This is a genomic window from Enterobacter sp. ECC-175, assembly GCF_043968675.1.
Taxonomy (GTDB): Bacteria; Pseudomonadota; Gammaproteobacteria; order Enterobacterales; family Enterobacteriaceae; genus Enterobacter.
Genome location: NZ_CP143776.1, coordinates 356,628 through 383,239, shown reverse-complemented (window position 1 = coordinate 383,239; position 26,612 = coordinate 356,628). Strand labels below are relative to the sequence as shown.

Here is a 26,612-nt window from a genome sequence, read left to right as displayed (position 1 = left end):
GCGGGTCATATTCGCCAGCCCGACATGACGTGACGGTGCCAATGGACGTTTCTTACCTGCTCGACAGCCTTAATGACAAACAGCGTGACGCGGTAGCCGCCTCGCGCACCAACATGCTGGTGCTGGCTGGGGCGGGCAGCGGTAAGACGCGCGTGCTGGTTCACCGTATCGCCTGGCTGCAGAGCGTGGAGAACTGCTCCCCGTATTCCATCATGGCGGTGACTTTTACCAACAAGGCGGCGGCGGAGATGCGCCACCGTATCGCACAGCTGATGGGTACCAGCCAGGGCGGCATGTGGGTTGGCACCTTCCACGGCCTGGCGCACCGCCTGCTGCGCGCGCACCACATGGACGCCAACCTGCCGCAGGATTTCCAGATCCTCGACAGCGAAGACCAGCTGCGCCTGCTTAAGCGCCTGATCAAGGCGATGAACCTCGACGAGAAGCAGTGGCCGCCGCGTCAGGCCATGTGGTACATCAACGGTCAAAAAGATGAAGGGCTGCGCCCGCATCATATTCAAAGCTTCGGCAACCCGGTCGAGCAGACCTGGCAGAACGTCTACAAGGCTTACCAGGAAGCCTGCGACCGCGCCGGACTGGTGGACTTTGCCGAGCTGCTGCTGCGCGCGCACGAGCTCTGGCTTAACAAGCCGCACATTCTTCAGCACTACCGCGAGCGCTTCACCAACATTTTGGTGGACGAATTCCAGGACACCAACAACATTCAGTACGCGTGGATCCGCCTGCTGGCGGGCGACACCGGCAAGGTGATGATCGTCGGCGATGACGACCAGTCAATCTACGGCTGGCGCGGGGCGCAGGTGGAAAACATCCAGCGCTTCCTGAACGACTTCCCCGGCGCGCAGACCATTCGTCTGGAGCAGAACTACCGCTCAACCAGCAACATCCTGAGCGCGGCCAACGCCCTGATTGAGAATAACAACGGGCGTCTGGGTAAAAAGCTGTGGACCGACGGAGTCGACGGCGAGCCGATCTCCATCTACTGCGCGTTCAACGAACTCGACGAAGCGCGCTTCGTGGTGAACCGCATCAAAACCTGGCAGGACAACGGCGGCGCGCTGGAGCAGTGCGCCATTCTCTACCGCAGCAACGCCCAGTCGCGCGTGCTGGAAGAGGCGCTCCTGCAGGTGGGCATGCCGTACCGCATTTACGGCGGCATGCGCTTCTTCGAACGTCAGGAAATCAAAGATGCGCTCTCGTATCTGCGCCTGATCGCCAACCGTAACGATGACGCCGCGTTCGAGCGCGTGGTGAATACGCCAACGCGCGGCATCGGCGACCGCACGCTGGACGTGGTGCGTCAGGCGTCCCGCGATCGTCAGCTGACGCTCTGGCAGGCGTGCCGCGAGCTGCTGCAGGAAAAAGCCCTCGCCGGACGTGCGGCCAGCGCGCTCCAGCGCTTTATGGAGCTTATCGACGCGCTCGCGCAAGAAACTGCCGATATGCCGCTGCACGTGCAGACCGACCGGGTAATTAAAGATTCCGGCCTGCGCACCATGTACGAGCAGGAAAAAGGCGAGAAGGGCCAGACCCGTATTGAGAACTTAGAGGAGCTGGTCACGGCAACGCGCCAGTTCAGCTACAACGAAGAAGATGAAGACCTGATGCCGCTGCAGGCGTTCCTTTCCCACGCCGCGCTGGAGGCGGGCGAAGGGCAGGCGGACACCTGGCAGGATGCGGTGCAGCTGATGACCCTGCACTCCGCCAAAGGCCTGGAGTTCCCGCAGGTGTTTATCGTCGGGATGGAAGAGGGGATGTTCCCGAGCCAGATGTCGCTGGATGAAGGCGGGCGTCTGGAAGAAGAGCGTCGTCTTGCCTACGTGGGCGTGACGCGTGCGATGCAGAAACTCACGCTCACCTACGCCGAAACCCGCCGCCTGTACGGTAAAGAGGTGTACCACCGTCCGTCGCGCTTTATCGGCGAGCTGCCGGAGGAGTGCGTGGAAGAGGTACGCCTGCGCGCCAGCATCAGCCGCCCGGTCAGCCATCAGCGCATGGGCTCGCCTATCGCGGAAACCGACACCGGATACAAGCTGGGCCAGCGCGTTCGCCACTCAAAATTCGGCGAAGGCACCATCGTCAACCTGGAAGGCAGCGGCGAGCACAGCCGTCTTCAGGTCGCGTTTCAGGGGCAGGGGATCAAATGGCTGGTGGCGGCATATGCCAAGCTGGAAACTGTGTAACTTTCAGAAAAATATCATTATTTTGTAATAATCTGCTAGCCTTATACATTGAAGGTGATTTATTACCCTTCAGCGTTCCGTTGCGTGTTGACGCCGCCGTTAATGCTGGCGTAACATGCGCGCACGATTACGCTAAGAGGACATTCGCCTTGGACACACCCAGTAGATACTGGCTCAATTCCCTGTCATCCAGGAACAACTCCTAAGGCTATCTCCTCTTGCTGATGGCCTTAGTGGTTGTCAGCGACCTGCATTATTCCCGTCGCGCTGAGTCAGGCTTTTAATGGTCTGAAACCCATTTTGTTTCTGTGTGCCCACCGAACTGTCCGATATTTTTTGCATTGGGAGTCCCGGTCATGTTGAGCGCATTTCAACTCGAAAATAATCGACTGATTCGGCTTGAAGCCGAAGAGTCGCAGCCCCTCAGTGACGCCGTATGGGTGGATCTGGTCGAGCCGGACGACGATGAGCGCCTTCGCGTACAATCAGAGCTGGGGCAAAGCCTGGCAACCCGTCCGGAACTGGAAGACATTGAGGCATCGGCGCGTTTTTTTGAAGACGAAGACGGCCTGCACATTCACTCTTTCTTCTTTTTTGAAGATGCTGACGATCACGCCGGTAACTCCACCGTGGCGTTTACCATTCGCGACGGCCGCCTGTTTACCCTGCGCGAGCGCGAGCTGCCCGCGTTTCGTCTTTACCGCATGCGCGCCCGCAGCCAGGCGATGGTGGAAGGCAACGCCTACGAACTGCTGCTCGACCTGTTTGAAACCAAAATTGAACAGCTGGCGGATGAAATCGAAAACATTTACAGCGATCTGGAAAAGCTGAGCCGCGTGATCATGGAAGGCCATCAGGGCGATGAGTATGACGAAGCGCTCTCGACGCTGGCTGAACAGGAAGATATCGGCTGGAAGGTGCGCCTGTGCCTGATGGATACCCAGCGCGCGCTGAACTTCCTGGTGCGTAAAGCCCGCCTGCCTGGCGGCCAGCTGGAGCAGGCGCGTGAAATCCTGCGCGATATCGAATCCCTGCTGCCGCACAACGAGTCCCTCTTCCAGAAGGTGAACTTCCTGATGCAGGCGGCGATGGGCTTTATTAACATCGAGCAGAACCGCATCATCAAGATCTTCTCGGTGGTATCCGTGGTGTTCCTGCCGCCGACGCTGGTGGCCTCAAGCTATGGAATGAACTTCGAGTTTATGCCGGAGCTGAAGTGGAGCTTTGGCTACCCTGGCGCGATTATTTTTATGATCCTCGCCGGGCTGGCGCCGTATCTGTACTTTAAGCGCCGGAACTGGCTGTAAAAATCGGGCGGGTAGCGCTGCGCTTACCCGCCCTACGATCGAACGCCTTCTCCCTTTGGTGAGGGCAATATCACAATTCTACAACCCTCTGCGCGTCCTGCGCTGGGTATAAATCGCATCCGCAACGAAGATCGCCAGTGCGACCCAGATAAATGCGAACGTCACCATCTTATCCGCGCCCGGTACTTCCCCGTAGAACATCACCGCCAGCAGGAACATCAGCGTTGGGCCAATGTACTGGAAGAACCCCAGCGTCGAGAGGCGCAGGCGCGTTGCCGCGCCGGTGAAGCACAGCAGGGGAATGGTGGTCACCACGCCCGCGGCCATCAGCAGCACGTTCAGCGACCACGGGTTGCTGCCCATATGGCTGGTGGCGCTGTCGGCGATGCCAAACAGGTAAATGGCGGCAACGGGGAGCAGCCAGAGGGTTTCGAACAGCATCCCGGTTTGCGCTTCAACGGCAATCTTCTTTCGCACCAGGCCGTAGAACGCGAAGCTGAACGCCAGCCCCAGGGCGATGATCGGCAGCGAGCCGAACGTCCACAGCTGAACCAGCACGCCGCAGAAGGCGAGTATCACCGCCAGCCACTGCATGCGCCGGAAGCGTTCGCCGAGGAAAATCATCCCCAGCACGATATTCACCAGCGGGTTGATAAAGTAACCGAGGCTCGCTTCGAGCATATGGTGATTATTCACCGCCCAGATAAACAGCAGCCAGTTGCCGCCAATCAGCACCGCCGAGAGCGCCAGCAGGAAAATCTTTTTCGGCGTCTTCAGCAGCGTTTTGACGCCTGACCACTGCCGGCTGATGCTCATCAGCGCAATCATAAAGAAAAATGACCAGATCACGCGGTGAGTCAGGATCTCGTCGGCGGGGACGTAGTGGATCAGCTTGAAATAGGCAGGCGCGATGCCCCAAATAAAATAAGCGGCAAGGGCGAGTAAAACGCCCTGCCGCGTCTGTTTAGCATCCATCGGGAAAATCCATTACAAAAGTGTGGGGCAATTTTACCCGCTTTTACCGCGTTAACCCACCATATAAGTGGCAGTTGCGCTGGCGATATAAACTTGCTCTTCGTTGTGCAGCTCAACGCGCGCCACGGCGACTTTGTTACCCGCGCGCAGCAGGCTGCTGGTGCAGGTGAAGCGGTTTCCACGGCCGGGACGCAGGTAGTCGACGCGTAAATCGATCGTGCCCATCCGCGACAGGCGCTGGCGCAGCTCGTCCTCGTTGATAGTGTCGTGGCGCGTCAGCGTGCTGCCCACGCAGACCAGCCCGGCCGCAACGTCCAGCGCCGAGGCAATCACGCCGCCGTGCAGAATGCTTTGCGCCCAGTTACCTACCATCATCGGCTGGTTGTTAAAGTTAAGCTTCGCAAAGTCCTTCTCGTAACGCTCCAGCTCCAGCCCCAGCGCGCGGTTAAACGGCATGTGGTAAACAAAAATTTCGCCCACGAGTTTCAACGCTTCTTCAGCGGTAAGCATGGCTGACATCGGTATAGCATCCTTGTTGTTAACAAAATGTTGATTTTATGCTTCGCTACGGAGAAATTCCACTTTCAGAAACCAGGAGGGGAAGTTCGCGCGGAAAAATGTAGAATGCGTCTACAAAACTATTCATTAGACGTCACAATCTCAGGAGAACACCACCGATGCGGACGTATCTGGGTTGGTTACTGGCGGCGGTTTCGCTGCCCCTCACAGCATATGCGCAGGAAGCAACGGTTAACGAGGTACATGATACGCCTGCCGTGCGCGGCAGCATCATTGCGAACCTGCTTCAGGAGCATGACAATCCGTTCACGCTTTATCCGTACGACACCAACTATTTGCTCTACACCTGGACCAGCGATCTCAATAAAGAAGCGATTCGCTCCTATGACTGGGCTGAGAATGCGCGTAAGGACGAGGTGAAATACCAGCTCAGCCTGGCGTTTCCGTTCTGGCGCGGGATCCTGGGGCCGAACTCGGTGCTCGGCGCATCGTATACGCAAAAATCCTGGTGGCAGCTCTCGAACAGCGGTGAATCTTCACCGTTCCGTGAGACCAACTACGAGCCGCAGCTGTTCCTGGGCTTCGCGACGGACTACGAGTTTGCCGGCTGGACGCTGCGCGACGTCGAGGTTGGTTTTAACCATGACTCTAACGGGCGCTCCGATCCCACTTCGCGCAGCTGGAACCGCGCCTATACCCGCCTGATGGCGCAGAACGGCAATTACATGGTGGAAGTGAAGCCGTGGTTTGTCGTGGGATCGACCGATGACAACCCGGACATCACCAAATACATGGGTTACTACCAGCTTAAGATTGGCTATCAGCTGGGTGACGCGGTGCTGAGCGCTAAAGGCCAGTACAACTGGAACACGGGCTACGGCGGCGCGGAGCTTGGCGTCAGCTACCCGGTGAGCAAACACGTTCGTCTTTATACGCAGGTTTATAGCGGTTACGGCGAGTCGCTTATCGACTATAACTTCAACCAGACCCGCGTTGGCGTGGGCGTCATGTTGAACGATATTTTCTGATCTGCTCGAATGTTTTTGCGTTAAACGTTGAAGTTTCTCTCTCAGGCGCTGAAAATAGCGCCTGTTTTATTTCTGGCAAATGGGGTTAACGTGGCGCAGGCGGAAGTATTGAATCAGGAATCGCTGGCTAAACAGGTTTTGCAAGAAACCTTTGGCTATCAGCAGTTCCGCCCCGGCCAGGAAACCATCATTGAGACCGTGCTGGAAGGCCGTGATTGTCTGGTGGTGATGCCGACGGGCGGCGGGAAATCGCTGTGCTATCAGGTTCCCGCGCTGGTGCTTAACGGCCTGACGGTGGTGGTATCCCCCCTCATTTCCCTGATGAAGGACCAGGTCGATCAGCTGCTCGCCAACGGCGTAGCGGCGGCCTGCCTGAACTCCACCCAGACCCGCGAGCAGCAGCAAGAGGTGATGGCCGGCTGCCGCACCGGGCAGGTCCGCCTGCTGTATATCGCGCCTGAACGGCTGATGCTGGATAACTTCCTCGACCATCTGTCGCACTGGAATCCGGTGCTGCTGGCGGTGGACGAAGCGCACTGTATTTCCCAGTGGGGGCACGACTTCCGCCCGGAATACGCCGCGCTAGGCCAGCTGCGCCAGCGCTTCCCCGAGCTGCCGTTTATGGCGCTCACCGCCACGGCGGATGACACCACGCGTCAGGATATCGTCCGGCTTCTGGGCCTGAACGATCCGTTTATCCAGGTCAGCAGCTTTGACCGCCCGAACATCCGCTACATGCTGATGGAAAAATTCAAGCCGCTGGATCAGCTTCTGCGCTACGTGCAGGAGCAGCGCGGCAAATCCGGCATCATCTACTGCAACAGCCGCGCGAAGGTGGAAGACACCGCCGCGCGCCTGCAAAACCGCGGCTTTAGCGCCGCGGCCTATCATGCCGGGTTAGAAAACCACATCCGCGCCGACGTGCAGGAAAAATTCCAGCGCGACGATCTGCAAATCGTGGTCGCCACGGTGGCGTTCGGCATGGGGATCAACAAGCCCAACGTGCGCTTTGTGGTGCATTTCGACATTCCGCGCAACATCGAATCCTACTATCAGGAAACGGGCCGCGCCGGGCGCGACGGGCTGCCTGCGGAAGCGATGCTGTTTTACGATCCGGCCGATATGGCGTGGCTGCGCCGCTGTCTGGAAGAGAAGCCCCAGGGCCAGCTGCAGGATATCGAGCGTCACAAGCTCAACGCGATGGGTGCGTTTGCCGAAGCGCAAACCTGCCGCCGCCTGGTGCTGCTCAACTACTTTGGCGAAGGGCGACAGGAGCCGTGCGGCAACTGCGATATCTGCCTCGACCCACCAAAGCAGTACGATGGCCTGATGGACGCGCGCAAGGCGCTCTCGACCATTGGTCGCGTGAATCAACGCTTCGGGATGGGCTACGTGGTGGAAGTGCTGCGCGGCGCCAATAACCAGCGCATCCGCGATATGGGCCACGACAAGCTGCCCGTCTACGGCATAGGTAAAGAGCAGAGCCACGAGCACTGGGTCAGCATTATTCGCCAGCTGATCCACCTTGGCTTTGCCACGCAAAACATTGCTCAACACTCTGCGCTTCAGCTGACGGAAGCGGCGCGGCCGGTGCTGCGCGGTGAGGTTGAACTGAAGCTCGCCGTGCCGCGCGTGGTCGCGCTCAAGCCGCGCGTGATGCAAAAATCTTACGGCGGCAACTACGATCGCAAGCTGTTTGCCAAGCTGCGCAAGCTGCGTAAGGCCATTGCCGACGAAGAGAACATTCCGCCGTACGTGGTGTTCAACGACGCGACGCTTATCGAGATGGCCGAGCAGATGCCGCTTAGCGCAAGCGAAATGCTCAGCGTCAACGGCGTCGGCACGCGCAAGCTCGAGCGCTTCGGCAAGGAGTTTATGGCGCTTATTCGCTCTCACGCTGATGGTGATGATGAGGAGTAGTCAGCCGGGCAAAAAAGTGCCAGGATGGTGACTCACTGAATTATTCCCCCGCGAGTTAATTATGTTGATGCTATTTCTTACCGTGGCGTTAGTGCACATCGTTGCGCTGATGAGCCCCGGCCCTGACTTTTTCTTCGTATCGCAAACTGCCGTCAGCCGTTCTCGTAAAGAGGCGATGATGGGCGTGCTGGGCATTACCATGGGCGTAATGGTCTGGGCGGCGGTTGCGCTGCTTGGCCTGAACCTGATTCTGGCGAAGATGGCCTGGCTGCATAACATCATTATGGTCGGCGGCGGCCTGTATCTGTGCTGGATGGGCTATCAGATGCTGCGCGGGGCGCTGAAGAAAGAAGAGAAAAAAGCGGAAGAGCCACAGGTGGAGCTGGCAACGGGCGGCCGCAGCTTTGTGAAAGGGCTGTTGACCAACCTGGCGAACCCGAAAGCGATTATTTACTTCGGGTCCGTGTTCTCTCTGTTCGTCGGCGATAGCGTCGGCGCGGGCGCGCGCTGGGGCATCTTCCTGCTGATCGTCGTTGAAACCTTTGCCTGGTTCACCGTCGTCGCCAGCCTGTTTGCCTTACCGGCGATGCGCCGAGGCTACCAGCGCATTGCGAAGTGGATCGACGGCTTCGCCGGCGCGCTGTTCGCGGGCTTCGGCATCCACCTCATCATTTCTCGCTAAGCGTGACGCGCTGACGCAAGCAGCGCGCCCACCAGCATAAACAGCGAACCAAATACCTTATTGAGGGCCTTCATCTGCTTAGGCCCTTTAATCCATGCCGCAATCCGCTGCGCCAGCGTCGCGTAGCCAATCATCACAATGATATCGACGATAATGGTGGTCGCGCCGAGGACCACGTACTGCATCACCTGGGGCTGATGCGGAACGATGAACTGCGGGAACAGCGCGGCGAGAAAGACAATGCTTTTCGGGTTAGTCAGGTTCACAAACACCGCGCGCTTAAACAGGCGGCCGCGGGTTTGCGTGTGGGCGAGGGTATTGAGATCAATCGAGCCCGCCGCGCGCCACTGCTGAATGCCGAGCCAAATCAGATACGCCGCACCGGCCCATTTGAGCACCTCAAACGCCAGCACCGAGCGTGAGAACAGCGTGCCGAGGCCAATCCCCACCAGGACGATGTGGATGCCTAGCCCGGTTTGTAAACCGGCAATCGACGCCGCCGCCCCGCGATACCCGTGGTTAATCGAGGTGGTCATGGTGTTGATGGCGCCAGAGCCGGGGGAAAGGCTGAGGATAATGGATGTCAGCAGGTACGCGAACCACCACTCGAAGGTCATTTGAAGCTCCCGAATCGTCTGTTTTTATGCCACAATACGCTATTGTTGAGTCATTTTGTGACCGGTTAAGAAAAAACGATATTCCTTGGCTTACAGGGGTGGAAACCCAATGTTGCAGCAGAAAAAGGACTGGGAAACACGAGAAAACGCATTTGCTGCTTTCTCTATGGGGCCGCTGACCGATTTCTGGCGTCAGCGCGAGGAAGATGAGTTTACGGGCGTCGATAACGTTCCGGTGCGCTTTGTGCGTTTTCGTAACGAGCAAAACGACCGCGTCATCGTGGTCTGCCCTGGCCGTATCGAAAGCTACGTCAAATACGCCGAGCTGGCGTATGACCTGGTTCACATGGGCTTTGATGTCCTGATTATCGATCATCGCGGACAAGGCCTTTCCGGGCGCATGCTGTCGGATACGCACCGCGGTCACGTGGATCATTTCAGCGATTACGTCGACGATCTCGCCGCCTTCTGGCAGCAGGAAGTTCAGCCGGGGCCGTGGCGCAAGCGCTACATCCTGGCGCACTCGATGGGCGGCGCTATCGCCACGCTTTTCCTGCAGCGTCATGCGCATCAGTGCGATGCCATCGCGCTGACCGCACCGATGTACGGCATCGTGATCCGTTTTCCAGACTGGATGGTACGTCCACTTCTCGACTGGGCTGAGGGCCATCAGCGCATCCGGGAAGGATATGCCATCGGCACGGGCCGCTGGCGCGCGCTGCCGTTTGCGCTCAACGTGCTCACCCACAGCCGACAGCGCTATCGCCGCAACCTGCGCTTTTACGCCGATGAGCCGCGCCTGCGCGTGGGCGGCCCTACCTGGCACTGGGTGCGTGAAGGTGTTTTAGCCGGTGAGCAGGTATTGGCCGGCGTGGCAAACGATGCCACGCCGACGCTTCTGATTCAGGCAGAAGACGAGCGTGTGGTGGATAACCGCATGCACGACCGCTTTTGTGAACTGCGCGCCGCCGCTGGTCATCCCTGTGAGGGGGAGAAACCGCTGGTCATCCACGGCGCGTACCATGAGATCCTTTTCGAAAAGGACGCTATGCGCTCAGTCGCGCTGAACGCCATCGTCGAGTTTTTCGACAGGCATAACTGATTATTTTTTTTACCAGAGGTTGAGATCCCTATGTACCAGGTTGTTGCATCTGACTTAGATGGCACGCTGCTTTCGCCCGACCACACCCTCTCGCCTTACGCGAAAGAGACCCTAAAGCTCCTGACTGCCCGTGGCGTGAACTTCGTGTTTGCCACCGGTCGTCATCACGTAGACGTGGGGCAGATCCGCGATAATCTGGAGATCAAATCGTACATGATCACCTCCAACGGGGCGCGCGTGCACGATACCGACGGTAACCTGATTTTCACCCATAACCTCGACCGCGACATCGCCGCCGATCTCTTCGGCGTGGTGCATAACAACCCGGCGATCGTCACCAACGTTTACCGCGACGACGAGTGGTTTATGAACCGCCACCGCCCGGATGAGATGCGCTTCTTCAAAGAGGCGGTCTTTCAGTATTCTCTCTACGAGCCGGGTTTGCTGGAGCCGGAAGGGATCAGCAAAGTGTTCTTTACCTGTGAAAGCCACGAGGAACTTCTTCCGCTGGAGCAGGCGATCAACGCGCGCTGGGGCGATCGCGTGAACGTGAGCTTCTCGACGCTGACCTGCCTGGAAGTGATGGCGGGCGGCGTGTCGAAAGGTCACGCCCTGGAAGCCGTCGCGAAGCGTCTGGGCTTTGAGCTGAAGGACTGCATCGCCTTCGGTGACGGCATGAACGACGCCGAAATGCTCTCCATGGCGGGCAAAGGCTGCATCATGGAAAACGCGCACCAGCGTTTGAAAGACCTGCACCCGGAGCTGGAAGTGATCGGCACCAACGGCGACAACGCTGTTCCGAAGTATCTGCGCAAGCTGTTCCTTGAATAATCCTCAATCGGTTATTTATCGTTCAGTTGTCAACTAAAGAGTTCGCTACAATGCTCCTCCTTCTTTTTGCGAGACGAGCATTGTGGCGCTACTCATTATCACCACCATCCTGTGGGCCTTCTCCTTTAGCCTGATTGGCGAATACCTTGCGGGTTCGGTCGACAGCTACTTTTCGGTGCTGATGCGCGTGGGGCTGGCCGCGCTGGTGTTCCTGCCGTTTCTGCGTACGCGCGGGCAGTCGCTGAAAACCATTCTGCTGTACATGCTGGTGGGCGCGATGCAGCTCGGCATCATGTATCTGTTTAGCTTCCGGGCCTATGTCTATCTGTCCGTCTCGGAGTTTCTGCTTTTCACCGTGCTCACGCCGCTCTATATCACGCTGATATACGACCTGCTCAGCAGGCGTCGCCTGCGCTGGGGATATTTGCTGAGCGCCGCGCTGGCGGTGATCGGCGCGGCGATTATTCGCTATGACAAGGTAAGCGATCACTTCTGGACCGGGCTGATGTTCGTCCAGCTTGCCAATATCAGCTTTGCCATCGGCATGGTGGGCTATAAGCGCCTGATGGAAACCCGCCCGATGCCGCAGCACAATGCCTTCGCCTGGTTCTATATGGGCGCGGCGATCGTTGCGGTAGCGGCGTGGTTTATGCTCGGCAACCCGCAGAAGCTACCGACCACGTCGCTACAGTGGGGCGTTCTGGTCTGGCTGGGCGTGGTGGCCTCAGGGCTGGGTTACTTCATGTGGAACTACGGCGCGACGCAGGTCGACGCCGGTACGCTGGGGATCATGAATAACGTACATGTGCCCGCGGGGCTGCTGGTGAACCTCGCCATCTGGCAGGAGCAGCCGCACTGGCCGAGCTTCCTTATTGGGGGAGCGGTGATTCTGGCTTCGCTGTGGGTGCATCGACGCTGGGTCGCTCCGCGCTCCGCACAAACGGAAGATGGTCGCAGGCGTGATTCCGCGCTGAGCGAATAAACGCTTCCGTAATGGCCTGGCGCTGCTCGCCGTCGCGCACGGCGGCGTACAGCCGGCTCCACAGGCCTTCACCCAGGGTTTTGGTGACCACCAGACCCTGGCGCTCAAAGCTCTCTACCACCCAGTGCGGCAGCGCCGCAATGCCCATTCTGGCAGCAACCATCTGAATCAGCAGCAGGGTGTTATCCACGCTTTTCAGCTGCGGGCTCACGCCTGCCGGCTGCAGGAAGTGGCGCCAGATATCCAGGCGGCTGCGCTGTACCGGATAAATCAGCAGCAATTCTGTCGCCAGGTCTTCTGGCGTAATGCGCGTTTTGGCCGCCAGCGGATGATCCGGCGCCAGCACCAGGCGCACTTCAAAATCAAACATCGGCGAATAGTGCAGGCCGCTGCGCGGCAGAATGTCTGACGTCATCACCAGGTCCAGCTCGCCCTGCTGGAGCGAGGGCTGCGGGTCAAAGGTCACGCCGGATTTAAAGTCCATCTCCACCTGCGGCCACTTCTGGCGGAAGTTCTCAAGCGCGGGCGTCAGCCACTGAATGCAGCTATGGCACTCAATGGCGATACGCAGCCTGGTCTGCTGCGGCTCATTGCACGACTGCAGCGCGCTGGCAATCTGCGGCAGCACCTGATTCGCCAGCTGTAGAAGAATCTCGCCCTGCGGCGTAAAGCGCAGCGGCTGGCTTTTACGCACAAACAGACGAAAGCCAAGGCGTTGTTCCAGATCGCTGAACTGGTGGGAAAGGGCGGACTGGGTCTGGTGCAGCGTGGCCGCCGCCGCCGCGAGCGATCCGCTGTTCCGCAACGCTTGTAGCGTTTTCAGGTGTTTTATCTCGATCATGAAAGTCCTTCACTTCGCCATGAACATTTTGCGCTTGAGGAATATACAGTACCTTTACATTATGGAAGTGTAAACATCTGGACGTCTAAAACGTAAAAATTCACAAGGGGCATACCATGACAATCCGCACTCACACTCTCGGTTTCCCTCGCGTTGGCCTGCGCCGCGAGCTGAAAAAAGCACAGGAAAGCTACTGGGCGGGCAATTCCACCCGCGAAGAGCTGCTGGCCGTTGGCCGCGAGCTGCGCGCCCGCCACTGGGAGCAGCAAAAGCAGGCGGGCATTGACCTCCTGCCGGTGGGCGATTTCGCCTGGTACGACCATGTTCTGACGACCAGCCTGCTGTTAGGCAACGTGCCGGCTCGTCATCAGAACAAAGATGGATCGGTCGATATCGATACCCTGTTCCGCATCGGCCGCGGCCGCGCACCAACGGGTGAGCCAGCGGCAGCGGCGGAAATGACCAAGTGGTTTAACACCAACTATCACTATATGGTGCCGGAGTTTGTGAGGGGCCAGCAGTTTACGCTGGGCTGGACGCAACTGCTGGACGAAGTGGATGAAGCGCTGGCGCTGGGCCACCAGTTGAAGCCCGTGCTGCTCGGGCCGGTAACGTACCTGTGGCTGGGCAAAGTCAAAGGCGAGCAGTTTGACCGCCTCAGCCTGCTAAACGATATTCTGCCGGTCTACAAGCAGGTGCTGAGCGAGCTGGGCAAGCGCGGCATCCAGTGGGTGCAAATCGACGAACCGGCGCTGGTGCTGGAGCTGCCCCAGGCCTGGCTTGATGCCTTTAAACCGGCGTACGACGCGCTCACCGGGCAGGTGAAGCTGCTGCTGACCACCTATTTCGAGGGCGTCACGCCAAACCTCGACGCCATCACCGCGCTGCCGGTTCAGGGCCTGCACGTTGACCTGGTACACGGCAAAGACGATGTGGCCGAGCTGCACAGCCGCCTGCCTGCGGACTGGCTGCTCTCCGCCGGTCTGATCAACGGTCGTAACGTCTGGCGCGCCGATCTCACGGAAAAATATGGCCAAATTAAAGAGATCGTCGGCGAACGCGAGCTGTGGGTAGCCTCTTCCTGCTCGCTGCTGCACAGCCCGATTGATTTGAGCGTCGAAACGCGTCTGGATGCGGAAGTGAAAAGCTGGTTTGCCTTCGCCCTGCAAAAATGTGAGGAGCTTGCGCTGCTGCGCGACGCTCTGAACTCGGGCGACACGGCGGCGATTGCCGAGTGGAGCGCCCCGATTCAGGCGCGCCGCCACTCGGCACGCGTGCACAACCCGGCGGTCGAAAAACGCCTGGCAGCCATCACCGCCCGGGACAGTCAGCGTCAGAGCCCGTATGAAGTGCGCGCCGAAGCCCAGCGCGCCCGCTTTAACCTGCCCGCGTGGCCGACCACCACCATCGGTTCCTTCCCGCAGACCACCGAGATCCGCGGCCTGCGCCTGGACTTTAAAAAGGGCAACCTTGATGCCAATCACTACCGCACCGGCATCGCCGAACACATCAAGCAGGCGATTATCGAGCAGGAGCGTCTTGGCTTGGACGTACTGGTCCACGGCGAAGCCGAACGTAACGACATGGTGGAATACTTTGGCGAGCATCTCGACGGCTTCGTCTTTACCCAAAACGGCTGGGTGCAGAGCTACGGCTCCCGCTGCGTGAAGCCGCCGGTGGTCATTGGTGACGTGAGCCGCCCGGAAGCGATTACCGTCGAATGGGCGAAGTACGCCCAGTCGCTGACGGACAAGCCGGTGAAAGGCATGCTGACCGGGCCGGTGACCATTCTTTGCTGGTCTTTCCCGCGTGAAGACGTCAGCCGTGAAACCATCGCGAAGCAAATTGCCCTCGCGCTGCGTGACGAAGTGGCGGACCTCGAGGCGGCGGGCATCGGCATCATTCAGATTGACGAACCGGCGCTGCGCGAAGGTTTACCGCTGCGCCGCAGCGACTGGGATGCGTACCTGAAGTGGGGCGTGGAAGCCTTCCGCATCAACGCCGCGGTGGCGAAGGACGATACCCAGATCCACACCCACATGTGCTACTGCGAGTTTAACGACATCATGGATTCTATTGCCGCCCTGGACGCCGACGTGATCACCATCGAGACCTCGCGCTCGGACATGGAGTTGCTGGAGTCGTTCGAGGAGTTCGACTACCCGAACGAAATCGGGCCGGGCGTGTACGATATTCACTCGCCGAACGTCCCAAGCGTGGAGTGGATCGAAGCGCTGTTGCAGAAGGCTGCCCAGCGGATCCCCGCAGAACGCCTGTGGGTGAACCCGGACTGCGGCCTCAAAACCCGCGGCTGGCCGGAGACGCGCGCCGCGCTGGCGAACATGGTCAAGGCGGCGCAGAATTTGCGTCAGGCGTAGTAGTGTGGACTGCCGGGTGGCGCTAACGCTTACCCGGCCTACCAGCAGGCCCGGTAAGGCGTTGCCGCCACCGGGCTTTTTGCTATTACGCTTTCTTGCCACCGTGCTGGCTAAACCACGCCAGCATCCTCTGCCAGCCGTCTTTGGCCGACTCTTCGTGATAGCTTGGCCGGTAGTCGGCGTTAAACGCGTGCCCGGCATCCGGATAAACCACTATTTCCGCCTTTGCGTTAGCGGCGCGCAGCGCGTGGCGCATGGTTTCCACGGTGTCGAGCGGAATGCCCGTATCCTGTCCGCCATACAGCCCCAGAACCGGCGCGTTAAGATCGGTTGCGATATCAACAGGATGCTCAGGAGAGTTCAGCGTCTTTTCACCCACCAGCTTGCCGTACCAGGCAACGGCGGCCTTTAGCTGCGGATTGTGCGCAGCATACAGCCAGCTAATGCGCCCGCCCCAGCAGAAGCCGGTCACCATTAAGCGGTGCGGATCGCCGCCGTTACGTGCCGCCCAGCTTGCTACGTGGTCAAGATCCGCCAGCACCTGCGCGTCAGGCACTTTGCTCACCAGATTGCTGAACAGGGTGGGGATATCGCTGTAATCATTCGGATCGCCCTGACGGAAATAGAGCTCCGGCGCCACGGCCAGATAGCCTTCCTTCGCCAGGCGGCGGCAGAGGTCGCGGATGTGTTCATGAACGCCGAAAATCTCCTGAACCACAATCACGATCGGCAGCGGGCCGTCGGCAGATTCTGGCCGCGCGTGATAGGCAGGCATATTCTCCCCCTGCGAGGGAATGGAGGTCTCACCCGCCACGATGGCTTCTTCAGAAGTAGAAACAATGGTTGAAGCATGCGGGGCGGCGGCAGGTGCAAAATTGGTTTTCTGAATCATGGTATTCTCCGTACCCGTAAGTGCATATAAATATAGACCTCAAGATAACAACCCACACTGCCCGAAACGGTCTATCTTTTGTGCAACACGCGACGATATAACTTGTTAATGTGATGTGAATCACCTTTTTATGGAAAATCACTGCAATCATTTTCACTTGCAGTGAGATCCATCACGAAAATGTGCGTAGTGCTTCTGTAAAGTACCGTTTTGCTTCTTCTGACTAACCGACCCACAGAGGAGTCACCTATGTCTAAGTCTGATGTTTTTCATCTCGGCCTCACTAAAAACGATCTACAAGGGGCTACGCTGGCTATCGTCCCGGGCGATCCTGAGCGTGTGGAAAAGATCGCCGCGCTGATGGATAAGCCGGTTAAGCTGGCAGCCCATCGCGAGTTCACCACCTGGCGCGCAGAGCTGGATGGCAAAGCGGTGATCGTATGTTCTACCGGCATCGGTGGCCCGTCTACCTCTATTGCCGTTGAGGAACTGGCGCAGCTGGGCATTCGTACTTTCCTGCGTATCGGTACAACGGGCGCTATTCAGCCGCACATCAACGTGGGCGACGTGCTGGTGACGACCGCATCCGTGCGTCTGGACGGGGCAAGCCTGCACTTCGCGCCGATGGAATTCCCGGCAGTGGCGGACTTCGCCTGTACAACCGCGCTGGTTGAAGCCGCGAAATCCGTAGGTGCAACCACCCACGTGGGCGTAACCGCCTCCTCCGATACCTTCTATCCTGGTCAGGAGCGTTACGACACCTTCTCTGGCCGCGTGGTCAGCCGCTTCAAAGGCTCTATGGAAGAGTGGCAGTCCATGGGCGTTATGAACTATGAAATGGAGTCAGCAACGCTGCTGACCATGTGCGCAAGCCAGGGTCTGCGTGCCGGTATGGTGGCGGGCGTTATCGTCAACCGTACCCAGCAGGAGATCCCGAACGCTGAAACCATGAAGCAGACCGAAAGTCATGCGGTGAAAATCGTGGTGGAAGCGGCTCGCCGCCTGATCTAGTTCTCTCTTCAGTGACAAAAGGCCGACACGTTCGGCCTTTTCTTTTTTGCGTAACGCCTCGCAGGAAAACCCTTTCAAACTGGACGTTTATACAGCACAATTCTATGTTGTGCGGGTAATTCGTTGATGCAGGGGGCATTGTGGACATCTCATTCCTGATTTATGCGGTGATAGCGCTGGTGGGCGCAGGCGTTGGCTGGCTAATCTCCAGCTATCAACACGCGCAGCAAAAAGCCGACCAGCTTGCAGAGCGCGAAGAGATCGTTGCGGAGCTAAGCGCGACAAAGCAACAGCTTGCGCAAAGTGCCCACTGGCGCGACGAGTGTGAACTGCTCAACAACGAATTGCGAAACCTTCGCGATATCAACACCTCGCTGGAGGCCGATCTCCGCGAAGTCACCACCCGCCTCGAATCCACGCAGCTGCACGCCGAAGACAAAATTCGTCAGATGATCAACAGCGAACAGCGCCTGAGCGAGCAGTTTGAGAACCTCGCCAACCGAATATTTGAGCAGAGCAACCGGCGCGTTGACGAACAAAACAGGCAAAGCCTGAATGGGCTATTAACGCCGCTGCGCGAGCAGCTGGACGGTTTTCGCCGTCAGGTACAGGACAGCTTTGGCCAGGAAGCGCGCGAGCGCCACACGCTGGCGCATGAGATCCGCAATCTCCAGCAGCTGAATGCGCAGATGGCGCAGGAGGCGGTTAACCTGACGCGCGCGCTTAAGGGCGACAATAAAACGCAGGGCAACTGGGGCGAGGTGGTGCTGACGCGCGTGCTCGAAGCGTCCGGCCTGCGTGAAGGATATGAATACGAAACACAGGTTAGCATTGAGAACGACGCCCGCTCGCGTATGCAGCCTGACGTGATCGTGCGCCTGCCACAGGGCAAGGACGTGGTGATCGATGCCAAAATGACGCTGGTGGCCTACGAGCGCTATTTCAATGCGGAAGACGACTATACCCGCGAGGCGGCGCTGCAGGAGCATATTGCCTCCGTGCGTAACCACATTCGCCTGCTGGGCAGAAAAGATTATCAACAGCTTCCGGGGCTGCGCTCGTTAGATTACGTGCTGATGTTTATTCCGGTAGAGCCCGCGTTTCTGCTGGCGCTCGACAGACAGCCCGAACTGATTACCGAAGCGCTGAGAAATAACATTATGCTGGTTAGCCCGACGACGCTGCTGGTGGCTTTGCGCACCATTGCGAATCTCTGGCGTTACGAGCATCAGAGCCGTAACGCACAGCAAATCGCCGATCGCGCCAGCAAGCTGTACGACAAAATGCGCCTGTTCGTGGACGACATGTCCTCCGTTGGGCAAAGCCTGGATCGCGCGCAGGATAACTACCGCCAGGCAATGAAAAAGCTCTCTTCCGGGCGCGGTAATCTTTTAGCGCAGGCTGAGGCATTTCGTAGCTTGGGGGTGGAAGTAAAACGCGAGATTAATCCGGAACTGGTGGAGCAGGCGACGGCGCAGGATGAAGAGTTCCGGCTCCGGGAAGCCTCTGACAATCATAAAACAGGCGGTGGAGACAACGATTTAGCGGCGAATTTACCACCAGATGAGTCAACGGAACGTTACGTTCGCGGCGGTTGAATCGTAGGGCAAACGCGCCCAATCTGTTACACTTCACAAACATTTTACTGATAAGCAGGCTCTGAGATGGTTGAAGATTCACAAGACACGACGCACTTTGGCTTTCAGACTGTCGCCAAGGCGCAGAAGGCAGACATGGTGGCCCACGTATTTCATTCCGTGGCGGCGAAGTACGATGTAATGAATGACCTGATGTCGTTCGGCATTCATCGCTTGTGGAAGCGCTTCACCATCGACTGCAGCGGCGTGCGTCGCGGGCAAACGGTACTTGATTTGGCGGGCGGCACGGGCGATTTGACAGCGAAGTTTTCCCGTCTGGTAGGCGAAACCGGCCGCGTTGTTCTGGCCGACATCAACGATTCCATGCTGAAAATGGGACGCGAAAAGCTGCGTAACATCGGTGTGGTGGGCAACGTGGAGTATGTGCAGGCCAACGCCGAAGCACTGCCGTTCCCGGATAACACCTTCGACTGCATCACCATCTCATTCGGCCTGCGTAACGTTACCGATAAAGACAAAGCGCTGCGCTCCATGTACCGCGTGCTTAAGCCCGGCGGACGCCTGCTGGTGCTGGAATTTTCAAAACCGATTATCGATCCGCTGAGCAAAGCCTACGACGCTTATTCGTTCCATGTGCTTCCGCGCATTGGCGAGCTTGTGGCAAACGACGCGGAGAGCTATCGCTATCTGGCGGAATCCATCCGTATGCACCCGGATCAGGACACCCTGAAAGCGATGATGCAGGATGCAGAATTTGAAAACGTTGAGTATTTCAACATGACGGCGGGTGTCGTTGCGCTGCATCGCGGTTATAAGTTCTGAGTGGAGGTCTCCTGTGCCCTTTAAACCCTTAGTCACCGCAGGCATCGAGAATGTGCTTAATGCCTTCCTGTACCGTGCGCCAGCGTTAAAGTCCGCGCGCCAGCGCCTCAACGGAAAGGTGTTACGCATTTCGTTAAGCGAGTTTTCAACGCCGCTTGTGCTGGTCTTCAGCGAGCGCCAGCTCGACGTGCTGGGCGAGTGGGAAGGTGAAGCCGACTGCTCTGTTATCACGCGCATGAGCGTGCTGCCAAAACTGCGCGATCGCCAGCAGCTGACGACGCTGATCCGCAGCGGTGAATTGCAGGTTGAGGGCGATATCCAGGTGGTACAGAACTTCGTTGCGCTGAGCGATCTGGCGGAGTTTGATCCCGCAGAGCTGCTTGCACCTTATATTGGCGACATCGCCGCCGAAGGGATCAGCAAAGCGGTCCACGGCGGTACGACGTTCCTGCGTAAAAGCCTGCAGCGCCAGCAGCGCTACGCGGCTGAAGTATTAACCGAAGAGTGGCGCATGGCGCCCGGGCCACTTGAAATGGCATGGTTTGCGGAAGAGACCGCAGCCGTTGAGCGCGCAGTTGATGCATTGACCAAACGGCTGGAAAAACTGGAGGGCAAATGACGCCTGGTGAAATTCGGCGCCTCTATTTTATCATCCGCACCTTTTTGAGTTACGGGCTCGACGAGCTTATCCCCAAAATGCGTATCACGCTGCCGCTTCGCATCTGGCGGCGGATGTTATTCTGGATGCCAAACCGTCACAAAGATCAGCCGTTAGGTGAACGTCTGCGCCTTGCGCTGCAGGAGCTTGGCCCGGTATGGATCAAGTTTGGACAGATGCTGTCTACCCGGCGCGATCTCTTCCCGCCGCTGATTGCCGATGAGCTTGCGATGCTGCAGGACCGCGTTGCCCCGTTTGACGGAGAGAGAGCGAAAAAACAGATTGAAGAGGCGATGGGCAGCATTCCCGTCGATACCTGGTTTGATGATTTTGATATTAAACCGCTGGCATCCGCGTCAATCGCCCAGGTTCACACCGCTCGGCTGAAGGAGAACGGCAAAGAGGTCGTCATCAAGGTGATCCGCCCGGATATCCTGCCGGTTATTAAAGCGGACATGAAGCTAATTTACCGCCTGGCCCGCTGGGTGCCGCGCCTGCTGCCTGATGGACGCCGTCTGCGTCCTATGGAAGTCGTGCGTGAATATGAAAAAACGCTGATTGACGAGCTGAACCTGCTGCGTGAATCCGCGAACGCTATTCAGTTACGACGCAACTTCGAAGACAGCCCCATGCTGTACGTCCCCGAAGTCTACTCAGACTACTGCAGCCAGAATATGATGGTGATGGAACGCATTTACGGTATTCCAGTGTCTGACGTGGCCGCGCTTGAAAAACAGGGTACCAACATGAAGCTGCTGGCCGAGCGCGGCGTGCAGGTCTTCTTTACCCAGGTGTTCCGCGACAGCTTTTTCCATGCGGACATGCATCCGGGCAATATCTTCGTCAGCTATGAACATCCCGAAGACCCAAAATACATTGGTATCGACTGCGGTATTGTTGGCTCGCTGAACAAAGAAGATAAGCGCTATCTCGCCGAGAACTTTATCGCCTTCTTCAATCGCGACTACCGCAAGGTGGCTGAGCTGCACGTTGACTCCGGCTGGGTTCCGCCCGATACCAACGTTGAAGAGTTTGAGTTTGCTATTCGTACGGTGTGTGAACCCATTTTTGAAAAACCGCTGTCAGAGATCTCTTTTGGCCACGTTCTGCTGAACCTGTTCAACACCGCGCGCCGCTTCAATATGGAAGTCCAGCCGCAATTAGTTTTACTTCAGAAAACATTACTTTACGTTGAGGGCGTAGGCCGCCAGCTCTATCCTCAGTTAGACTTGTGGAAAACGGCAAAGCCATTCCTGGAATCCTGGATTAAGGATCAGGTCGGTATTCCGGCGCTGGTGCGCTCGTTTAAGGAGAAAGCACCGTTCTGGATCGAAAAAATGCCCGAAATACCTGAACTGGTTTACGACAGTTTGCGTCAGAGCAAGAATCTTCAGCACAGCATGGATAAAATCGCCAGCGAGTTGCAGGCTAGTCGCGTTCGCCAGGGGCAGTCGCGCTATCTCTTCGGTATTGGCGCGACGCTGCTGCTAAGCGGAACGCTTCTGCTGATCAATCGGCCAGATTGGGAAATGATGCCCGCCTGGCTAATGGCCGCTGGTGTTGTCGTCTGGCTCGCGGGCTGGAGAAAAACGCGCTGAAATTGCATCGCTATCACCAGGTCGCATACGTATAATGCGATCTGATTAATTAATCATCTATCACTGAGGAATATGTATGGGTGGTATCAGTATCTGGCAATTGGTCATTATTGCCGTCATCGTCGTGCTGCTGTTTGGCACGAAGAAACTCGGTTCCATTGGTTCCGACCTTGGTGCATCAATTAAAGGCTTCAAAAAAGCCATGAGCGATGATGAGAATAAGCAGGATAAATCCAGCCAGGACGCTGACTTCACTGCTAAATCTATTGCCGACAAGCAGGATGAAGCCAAAAAGGAAGACGCTAAACGCCACGATAAAGAGCAGGTGTAATTCGTGTTCGATATTGGTTTTGGTGAGCTGCTATTGGTCTTCGTGATTGGCCTGATTGTGCTTGGGCCTCAGCGTTTGCCTGTTGCGGTGAAAACCGTGGTAGGTTGGGTGCGCGCGCTTCGCTCGCTGGCAACCACCGTACAGAACGAGCTGGCGCAAGAGCTTAAGCTTCAGGAATTTCAGGACAGCCTGAAAAAGGTTGAGAAGGCGAGCATGGACAACCTGACGCCGGAGCTGAAAGCCTCAATGGATGAACTGCGCGAAGCGGCGGAATCTATGAAGCGCTCATACAGCGTTAACGATCCTGAAAAAGCGAGCGATGAAGCTAACACTATCCATAATCCGGTGGTGAAGAACAGCGAAGCGCAGCGAGAGGGCGTCACGCCTGCCAGCGCGGAGCATCAGGCCGATGCGCCGGAGCAGACGCCGCAGGAATCTGAACTCAAAAAACAGGTACAGCCGGAAGAGGCCGTCGGCAAAACGGCTGAAGCCAAACCCGCAGCGCCCGTTTCCGAATCATCCCCCTCGTCGAGTGATAAAGCGTAACCATGGCAGTAGATGATACTCAACCGCTTATTACGCATCTTATTGAGCTGCGTAAGCGCCTGTTAAACTGCATTATTGCGGTTTTCCTCATTTTCCTGTGCCTGGTCTATTTCGCCAACGATATCTACCAGGTTGTCTCCGCGCCGCTGATCAAACAGATGCCGCTGGGTGCGACGATGATTGCAACGGATGTTGCTTCACCGTTCTTTACCCCGATTAAGCTGACGTTTTGGGTGTCGCTGATTGCCTCTGCCCCGGTCATTCTGTACCAGGTGTGGGCGTTTGTGGCACCCGCGCTGTACAGACACGAGCGCAAGCTGGTTATCCCGCTGCTGGTGTCCAGCTCCCTGCTGTTCTATATCGGCATGGCGTTTGCCTATTTCGTGGTGTTCCCGCTGGCCTTTGGCTTCCTGACGCACACCGCGCCGGTTGGGGTGCAGGTCTCTACCGACATCGCAAGCTACCTTAGCTTCGTCATGGCGCTGTTTATGGCGTTCGGCGTGGCGTTTGAAGTGCCGGTAGCGATCGTGCTGCTCTGCTGGGTTGGCGTGACCACGCCTGAAGACCTGCGCAAAAAGCGTCCGTATATTCTGGTTGGCGCGTTCGTGGTCGGTATGCTGCTCACGCCGCCGGACGTTTTCTCGCAAACGCTGTTAGCCATTCCGATGTACTGCCTGTTTGAGGTGGGGGTCTTCTTCTCCCGTTTCTACGTGGGTAAAGGACGTCGGCGGGACGACGAAGACGACGAGTCTGAAAAGACCACCGAAGAATAATTCCAGCCGCCCGTCAGGGCGGTTTTTACATGGGGACCAGCATGTTTGATATCGGGCTCAATCTGACCAGCTCGCAGTTTGCTAAAGATCGCGATGAGGTTGTGGCGCGCGCGTTTGATGCAGGCGTGAAGGGGCTGTTACTGACCGGTACGAATCTTCACGAAAGTGAACAGGCGCAGCAGATGGCGCATCGCTACGCGCGATGCTGGTCGACCGCGGGCGTGCATCCGCATGACAGCAGCCAGTGGACCAATGAAAGCGCTGAAGCGCTCCGCGCGCTGGCACAAACGCCTGAAGTAGTGGCGATCGGCGAGTGCGGGCTGGATTTTAACCGCAACTTCTCCACGCCTCAGGAGCAGGAGTACGCCTTTACCGTGCAGCTTGCGCTGGCGGCAGAGCTGGGGATGCCGGTGTTTATGCACTGCCGAGACGCGCACGAGCGTTTTCTGGCGCTGCTGGAACCGTGGCTCGATAAACTGCCCGGCGCGGTGCTGCACTGCTTCACCGGTTCATATCAGGAGGCGCAGGATTGCCTGAAGCGGGGGCTTTATCTGGGCATTACGGGCTGGGTCTGCGACGAACGCCGCGGGCTGGCACTCCGAGAACTGCTGCCCTCAATTCCGGCCGAGCGGCTGCTGGTCGAAACCGATGCACCCTATCTGCTGCCGCGCGATATGAAGCCTAAGCCTGCATCCCGGCGCAATGAACCGGCGTATCTGGGGCATATTGTTGAGCGCGTCGCGCACTGGCGCGGAGAAAACGTGCAGCAGCTGGCAGCGCAAACGGACGAAAACGTGCGCCGCCTGTTTGGCGTGCAATTTTAAACTTTGCGGAAGTCGGTGTTTTTGACGCTCTGCAGCACCTGCTTGTTCAGCAGGTTAAGCAGCAGCATAGAGCGCGCTTCCCCATCCGGCTCGGAGAAGATGGCCTGCAATCCTTCAAACGCACCTTCGGTAATCACCACGCTGTCGCCTTCATAAGGCGTGTCAGGGTCGGTGATGTCTTCGGGCTGTTGATAGACAGAAAGCTGATGGATAACCTTTGACGGAACCGTCGCCGGTTGCGCACCAAAGCGCACAAAATGGCTGACGCCGCGCGTTGCGCTGATGGTTGTGGTGTGGATAACTTCCGGATCAAACTCGACGAACAGATAGTTGGGAAAAAGCGGTTCACTGACGGTCGTGCGCTTCCCACGCTGCATTTTTTCAAGCGTAATGACGGGCGTCAGGCAATTTACAGACTGACGTTCAAGATGTTCCTGCGCGCGCTGAAGTTGGCCGCGTTTGCAATACAGTAAATACCAGGCCTGCATAATCACTTTTTCCCTTTGTTCGGGGCGCAAGCATACCAAAAACCCTTCTGGATCGCTAAGGTGATTATAATGGCCGTAAGCCGCGGTAGTTCACGCTAATTTAACAAAATTACAGCATCACGCCGCCTTACGCCGTATAATGAAGCGCTTACAGAGAGGCCATGACTAACTGCATGAAATATCACGATCTTCGCGACTTCCTGACGCTGCTGGAAAAGCAGGGCGAACTCAAGCGCATTACGCTACCTGTTGATCCCTATCTGGAAATGACAGAAATAGCCGACCGCACCCTGCGTGCCGGTGGCCCGGCGCTGCTGTTTGAAAACCCCAAAGGCTACTCAATGCCGGTGCTGTGCAACCTGTTTGGCACGCCTCGGCGCGTGGCGTTGGGCATGGGGCAAGAGGATGTCACGGCGTTACGTGAAGTCGGCAAGCTGCTGGCCTTTCTGAAAGAGCCGGAGCCGCCTAAAGGCTTCCGCGATCTGTTCGACAAGCTGCCGCAGTTTAAGCAGGTGTTGAACATGCCCACCAAACGCCTGCGCGGCGCGCCGTGCCAGCAAAAAGTGCTGGAGGGCGAGGCGGTCGACCTGACGAAAATCCCGATTATGCAGTGCTGGCCTGAAGATGCTGCGCCGCTCATCACCTGGGGCCTGACCGTGACGCGCGGTCCGCACAAAGAGCGTCAGAACCTCGGCATCTATCGCCAGCAGCGGATCGGTAAAAATAAACTTATCATGCGCTGGCTGTCGCATCGCGGCGGCGCGCTGGATTTCCAGGAGTGGTGCGCGGCGCATCCCGGTGAGCGTTTCCCCGTCTCCGTGGCGCTGGGCGCTGACCCGGCAACGATTCTGGGCGCGGTCACGCCGGTTCCTGATACCCTTTCCGAATATGCCTTTGCCGGGCTGCTGCGCGGCACGAAAACCGAAGTGGTAAAATGCATTTCTAACGATCTAGAAGTGCCTGCCAGCGCTGAAATCGTCCTTGAAGGCTATATCGAACAGGGCGAGCTGGCCCCGGAAGGGCCTTACGGCGACCACACGGGCTATTACAATGAAGTGGATAATTTCCCGGTGTTTACCGTTACGCATATTACCCAGCGTGAAGATGCGATTTACCATTCGACCTATACGGGTCGCCCACCGGATGAACCGGCCGTACTGGGCGTGGCGCTGAACGAGGTGTTCGTTCCGATTCTGCAAAAGCAGTTCCCGGAAATTGTTGATTTTTATCTGCCGCCGGAAGGATGTTCCTATCGCCTGGCGGTGGTGACGATGAAGAAGCAGTACGCGGGCCACGCGAAACGCGTCATGATGGGCGTTTGGTCTTTCCTGCGCCAGTTTATGTATACCAAATTTGTTATTGTCTGCGATGATGACGTCAACGCCCGCGACTGGAACGATGTCATTTGGGCTATCACCACGCGCATGGATCCGGCGCGTGATACGGTGTTAGTCGAAAATACGCCGATAGATTATCTGGACTTTGCCTCGCCGGTTTCCGGGCTTGGCTCAAAAATGGGACTGGATGCCACGAACAAATGGCCAGGCGAAACCGAACGTGAATGGGGCCGCCCGATCAAAAAAGATCCTGCCGTGACCGCGCGAATTGACGCGATCTGGAACGAGTTGGCCATAATGAGTAACGGTAAGCCAGAGACTGACCGTTAAGCCCTATAGACTTCCCGA

Annotated in this window: 26 protein-coding genes; 20 read left to right on the top strand and 6 right to left on the bottom strand. The window is 57.6% G+C overall.

All coding sequences use genetic code 11. From position 1 onward, the window contains the following. The first annotated feature begins 41 nt into the window (after positions 1-41). The 3 genes from uvrD (at position 42) to corA (ending at position 3,511) form a co-directional block, all read left to right on the top strand. Entirely contained in the window at positions 42-2,204 is a 2,163-nt protein-coding gene (gene uvrD / locus V1599_RS01910; protein ID WP_112012621.1) for a DNA helicase II, read from the top strand. Positions 2,205-2,353: 149 nt separating this feature from the next. After that, a complete protein-coding gene (gene ysgD / locus V1599_RS01905; RefSeq protein ID WP_212743980.1) occupies positions 2,354-2,410 on the top strand; it encodes a YsgD/CorL family protein in 57 nt (18 codons plus the stop codon). Between the two features lie 150 nt (positions 2,411-2,560). Then, positions 2,561-3,511, top strand: coding sequence for a magnesium/cobalt transporter CorA (gene corA / locus V1599_RS01900; RefSeq protein WP_112012619.1), 951 nt, complete (start codon positions 2,561-2,563; stop codon positions 3,509-3,511). A gap of 78 nt (positions 3,512-3,589) precedes the next feature. Here the strand turns inward: corA and rarD are convergent, their stop codons facing one another. Together rarD and yigI are read right to left on the bottom strand one after the other, a co-directional pair. After that, positions 3,590-4,486, bottom strand: a complete 897-nt coding sequence (rarD, locus tag V1599_RS01895) for an EamA family transporter RarD (protein WP_112012618.1) — start codon at positions 4,484-4,486, stop codon at positions 3,590-3,592. Between the two features lie 51 nt (positions 4,487-4,537). After that, a complete protein-coding gene (gene yigI, locus V1599_RS01890) occupies positions 4,538-5,005 on the bottom strand; it encodes an acyl-CoA thioesterase YigI (protein ID WP_112012617.1) in 468 nt (155 codons plus the stop codon). A 158-nt stretch (positions 5,006-5,163) separates the two neighbouring features. Between yigI and pldA the strand changes: the two genes are divergently transcribed. The 3 genes from pldA (at position 5,164) to rhtC (ending at position 8,635) form a co-directional block, all read left to right on the top strand. Then, positions 5,164-6,033 (top strand): phospholipase A, encoded by an 870-nt coding sequence (pldA, locus tag V1599_RS01885; RefSeq protein ID WP_395300940.1) that lies wholly within the window; start codon positions 5,164-5,166, stop codon positions 6,031-6,033. A gap of 90 nt (positions 6,034-6,123) precedes the next feature. Then, complete coding sequence (gene recQ, locus V1599_RS01880) at positions 6,124-7,953, top strand: ATP-dependent DNA helicase RecQ (RefSeq protein WP_112012615.1); 1,830 nt, start codon at positions 6,124-6,126, stop codon at positions 7,951-7,953. 61 nt (positions 7,954-8,014) lie between these two features. After that, positions 8,015-8,635 carry a threonine export protein RhtC gene (rhtC, locus tag V1599_RS01875; protein ID WP_112012614.1) on the top strand — a complete coding sequence of 207 codons (621 nt, stop codon included), beginning with the start codon at positions 8,015-8,017 and terminating at the stop codon, positions 8,633-8,635. Here the strand turns inward: rhtC and rhtB are convergent. Continuing rightward, on the bottom strand, positions 8,632-9,252 hold the full coding sequence (gene rhtB / locus V1599_RS01870) for a homoserine/homoserine lactone efflux protein (RefSeq protein ID WP_112012613.1): 621 nt from the start codon (positions 9,250-9,252) through the stop codon (positions 8,632-8,634). The genes rhtC and rhtB overlap by 4 nt on opposite strands. 109 nt (positions 9,253-9,361) lie before the next feature. On the opposite strand from rhtB, the gene pldB reads away from it, so the two are divergent. The 3 genes from pldB to V1599_RS01855 all read left to right on the top strand — a co-directional run bounded on the left by pldB (position 9,362) and on the right by V1599_RS01855 (position 12,167). Further along, complete coding sequence (gene pldB / locus V1599_RS01865) at positions 9,362-10,354, top strand: lysophospholipase L2 (protein ID WP_112012612.1); 993 nt, start codon at positions 9,362-9,364, stop codon at positions 10,352-10,354. A gap of 30 nt (positions 10,355-10,384) precedes the next feature. Further along, on the top strand, positions 10,385-11,185 hold the full coding sequence (gene yigL, locus V1599_RS01860) for a sugar/pyridoxal phosphate phosphatase YigL (protein ID WP_112012611.1): 801 nt from the start codon (positions 10,385-10,387) through the stop codon (positions 11,183-11,185). A gap of 82 nt (positions 11,186-11,267) precedes the next feature. Further along, entirely contained in the window at positions 11,268-12,167 is a 900-nt protein-coding gene (locus V1599_RS01855) for a carboxylate/amino acid/amine transporter (RefSeq protein WP_112012610.1), read from the top strand. On the opposite strand, the gene metR is transcribed toward V1599_RS01855, so the two are convergent. After that, positions 12,055-13,008 carry an HTH-type transcriptional regulator MetR gene (metR, locus tag V1599_RS01850; protein ID WP_112012609.1) on the bottom strand — a complete coding sequence of 318 codons (954 nt, stop codon included), beginning with the start codon at positions 13,006-13,008 and terminating at the stop codon, positions 12,055-12,057. The two genes, V1599_RS01855 and metR, sit on opposite strands and share 113 nt — an antisense overlap. Positions 13,009-13,124: 116 nt before the next feature. Here metR and metE point away from each other — a divergent pair, with 116 nt between their 5' ends. Beyond that, the gene (metE, locus tag V1599_RS01845; RefSeq protein ID WP_395300939.1) at positions 13,125-15,386 is read left to right on the top strand and encodes a 5-methyltetrahydropteroyltriglutamate--homocysteine S-methyltransferase; all 2,262 of its coding nucleotides are present in this window, start codon (positions 13,125-13,127) and stop codon (positions 15,384-15,386) included. Positions 15,387-15,471: 85 nt separating this feature from the next. Here metE and V1599_RS01840 read toward each other — a convergent pair whose 3' ends face one another. Next, positions 15,472-16,278 (bottom strand): dienelactone hydrolase family protein, encoded by an 807-nt coding sequence (locus V1599_RS01840; protein WP_112012607.1) that lies wholly within the window; start codon positions 16,276-16,278, stop codon positions 15,472-15,474. A 249-nt stretch (positions 16,279-16,527) separates the two neighbouring features. Here V1599_RS01840 and udp point away from each other — a divergent pair, with 249 nt between their 5' ends. From udp to tatD, 9 genes are all read left to right on the top strand, one after another. Beyond that, entirely contained in the window at positions 16,528-17,289 is a 762-nt protein-coding gene (udp, locus tag V1599_RS01835; RefSeq protein WP_112012606.1) for a uridine phosphorylase, read from the top strand. A 140-nt stretch (positions 17,290-17,429) separates the two neighbouring features. Then, on the top strand, positions 17,430-18,887 hold the full coding sequence (gene rmuC, locus V1599_RS01830; protein WP_112012605.1) for a DNA recombination protein RmuC: 1,458 nt from the start codon (positions 17,430-17,432) through the stop codon (positions 18,885-18,887). Positions 18,888-18,953: 66 nt separating this feature from the next. Next, entirely contained in the window at positions 18,954-19,709 is a 756-nt protein-coding gene (gene ubiE / locus V1599_RS01825; protein ID WP_112012604.1) for a bifunctional demethylmenaquinone methyltransferase/2-methoxy-6-polyprenyl-1,4-benzoquinol methylase UbiE, read from the top strand. Positions 19,710-19,722: 13 nt separating this feature from the next. Then, on the top strand, positions 19,723-20,328 hold the full coding sequence (gene ubiJ / locus V1599_RS01820; protein WP_395300938.1) for a ubiquinone biosynthesis protein UbiJ: 606 nt from the start codon (positions 19,723-19,725) through the stop codon (positions 20,326-20,328). After that, entirely contained in the window at positions 20,325-21,965 is a 1,641-nt protein-coding gene (gene ubiB, locus V1599_RS01815; protein ID WP_395300937.1) for a ubiquinone biosynthesis regulatory protein kinase UbiB, read from the top strand. The genes ubiJ and ubiB overlap by 4 nt, the downstream gene beginning before the upstream one ends. Positions 21,966-22,041: 76 nt before the next feature. After that, on the top strand, positions 22,042-22,296 hold the full coding sequence (gene tatA / locus V1599_RS01810) for a Sec-independent protein translocase subunit TatA (protein ID WP_297123335.1): 255 nt from the start codon (positions 22,042-22,044) through the stop codon (positions 22,294-22,296). Between the two features lie 3 nt (positions 22,297-22,299). Next, positions 22,300-22,842 (top strand): Sec-independent protein translocase protein TatB, encoded by a 543-nt coding sequence (tatB, locus tag V1599_RS01805; RefSeq protein WP_297123337.1) that lies wholly within the window; start codon positions 22,300-22,302, stop codon positions 22,840-22,842. 2 nt (positions 22,843-22,844) lie between these two features. Next, positions 22,845-23,615, top strand: a complete 771-nt coding sequence (tatC, locus tag V1599_RS01800) for a Sec-independent protein translocase subunit TatC (protein WP_112012599.1) — start codon at positions 22,845-22,847, stop codon at positions 23,613-23,615. Positions 23,616-23,656: 41 nt separating this feature from the next. Then, a complete protein-coding gene (gene tatD / locus V1599_RS01795; protein ID WP_112012660.1) occupies positions 23,657-24,439 on the top strand; it encodes a 3'-5' ssDNA/RNA exonuclease TatD in 783 nt (260 codons plus the stop codon). Here tatD and rfaH read toward each other — a convergent pair. Then, positions 24,436-24,927: a transcription/translation regulatory transformer protein RfaH gene (rfaH, locus tag V1599_RS01790; RefSeq protein ID WP_395300936.1), complete on the bottom strand. Its 492-nt coding sequence runs from the start codon at positions 24,925-24,927 to the stop codon at positions 24,436-24,438. The two genes, tatD and rfaH, sit on opposite strands and share 4 nt — an antisense overlap. Positions 24,928-25,088: 161 nt before the next feature. Between rfaH and ubiD the strand changes: the two genes are divergently transcribed. Further along, the gene (ubiD, locus tag V1599_RS01785) at positions 25,089-26,594 is read left to right on the top strand and encodes a 4-hydroxy-3-polyprenylbenzoate decarboxylase (protein WP_395300935.1); all 1,506 of its coding nucleotides are present in this window, start codon (positions 25,089-25,091) and stop codon (positions 26,592-26,594) included. The last annotated feature ends 18 nt before the right edge of the window (positions 26,595-26,612 follow it).

What these genes read in the sequence shown, in the direction of transcription:
- uvrD (WP_112012621.1), top strand. Translation starts at nt 42, where the DNA reads ATGGACGTTTCTTACCTGCTCGACAGCCTTAATGACAAACAGCGTGAC.
- corA (WP_112012619.1), top strand. Translation starts at nt 2,561, where the DNA reads ATGTTGAGCGCATTTCAACTCGAAAATAATCGACTGATTCGGCTTGAA.
- rarD (WP_112012618.1), bottom strand. Translation starts at nt 4,486, where the DNA reads ATGGATGCTAAACAGACGCGGCAGGGCGTTTTACTCGCCCTTGCCGCT.
- yigI (WP_112012617.1), bottom strand. Translation starts at nt 5,005, where the DNA reads ATGTCAGCCATGCTTACCGCTGAAGAAGCGTTGAAACTCGTGGGCGAA.
- pldA (WP_395300940.1), top strand. Translation starts at nt 5,164, where the DNA reads ATGCGGACGTATCTGGGTTGGTTACTGGCGGCGGTTTCGCTGCCCCTC.
- rhtC (WP_112012614.1), top strand. Translation starts at nt 8,015, where the DNA reads ATGTTGATGCTATTTCTTACCGTGGCGTTAGTGCACATCGTTGCGCTG.
- rhtB (WP_112012613.1), bottom strand. Translation starts at nt 9,252, where the DNA reads ATGACCTTCGAGTGGTGGTTCGCGTACCTGCTGACATCCATTATCCTC.
- pldB (WP_112012612.1), top strand. Translation starts at nt 9,362, where the DNA reads ATGTTGCAGCAGAAAAAGGACTGGGAAACACGAGAAAACGCATTTGCT.
- yigL (WP_112012611.1), top strand. Translation starts at nt 10,385, where the DNA reads ATGTACCAGGTTGTTGCATCTGACTTAGATGGCACGCTGCTTTCGCCC.
- metR (WP_112012609.1), bottom strand. Translation starts at nt 13,008, where the DNA reads ATGATCGAGATAAAACACCTGAAAACGCTACAAGCGTTGCGGAACAGC.
- metE (WP_395300939.1), top strand. Translation starts at nt 13,125, where the DNA reads ATGACAATCCGCACTCACACTCTCGGTTTCCCTCGCGTTGGCCTGCGC.
- V1599_RS01840 (WP_112012607.1), bottom strand. Translation starts at nt 16,278, where the DNA reads ATGATTCAGAAAACCAATTTTGCACCTGCCGCCGCCCCGCATGCTTCA.
- udp (WP_112012606.1), top strand. Translation starts at nt 16,528, where the DNA reads ATGTCTAAGTCTGATGTTTTTCATCTCGGCCTCACTAAAAACGATCTA.
- ubiE (WP_112012604.1), top strand. Translation starts at nt 18,954, where the DNA reads ATGGTTGAAGATTCACAAGACACGACGCACTTTGGCTTTCAGACTGTC.
- ubiB (WP_395300937.1), top strand. Translation starts at nt 20,325, where the DNA reads ATGACGCCTGGTGAAATTCGGCGCCTCTATTTTATCATCCGCACCTTT.
- tatA (WP_297123335.1), top strand. Translation starts at nt 22,042, where the DNA reads ATGGGTGGTATCAGTATCTGGCAATTGGTCATTATTGCCGTCATCGTC.
- tatC (WP_112012599.1), top strand. Translation starts at nt 22,845, where the DNA reads ATGGCAGTAGATGATACTCAACCGCTTATTACGCATCTTATTGAGCTG.
- tatD (WP_112012660.1), top strand. Translation starts at nt 23,657, where the DNA reads ATGTTTGATATCGGGCTCAATCTGACCAGCTCGCAGTTTGCTAAAGAT.
- rfaH (WP_395300936.1), bottom strand. Translation starts at nt 24,927, where the DNA reads ATGCAGGCCTGGTATTTACTGTATTGCAAACGCGGCCAACTTCAGCGC.
- ubiD (WP_395300935.1), top strand. Translation starts at nt 25,089, where the DNA reads ATGACTAACTGCATGAAATATCACGATCTTCGCGACTTCCTGACGCTG.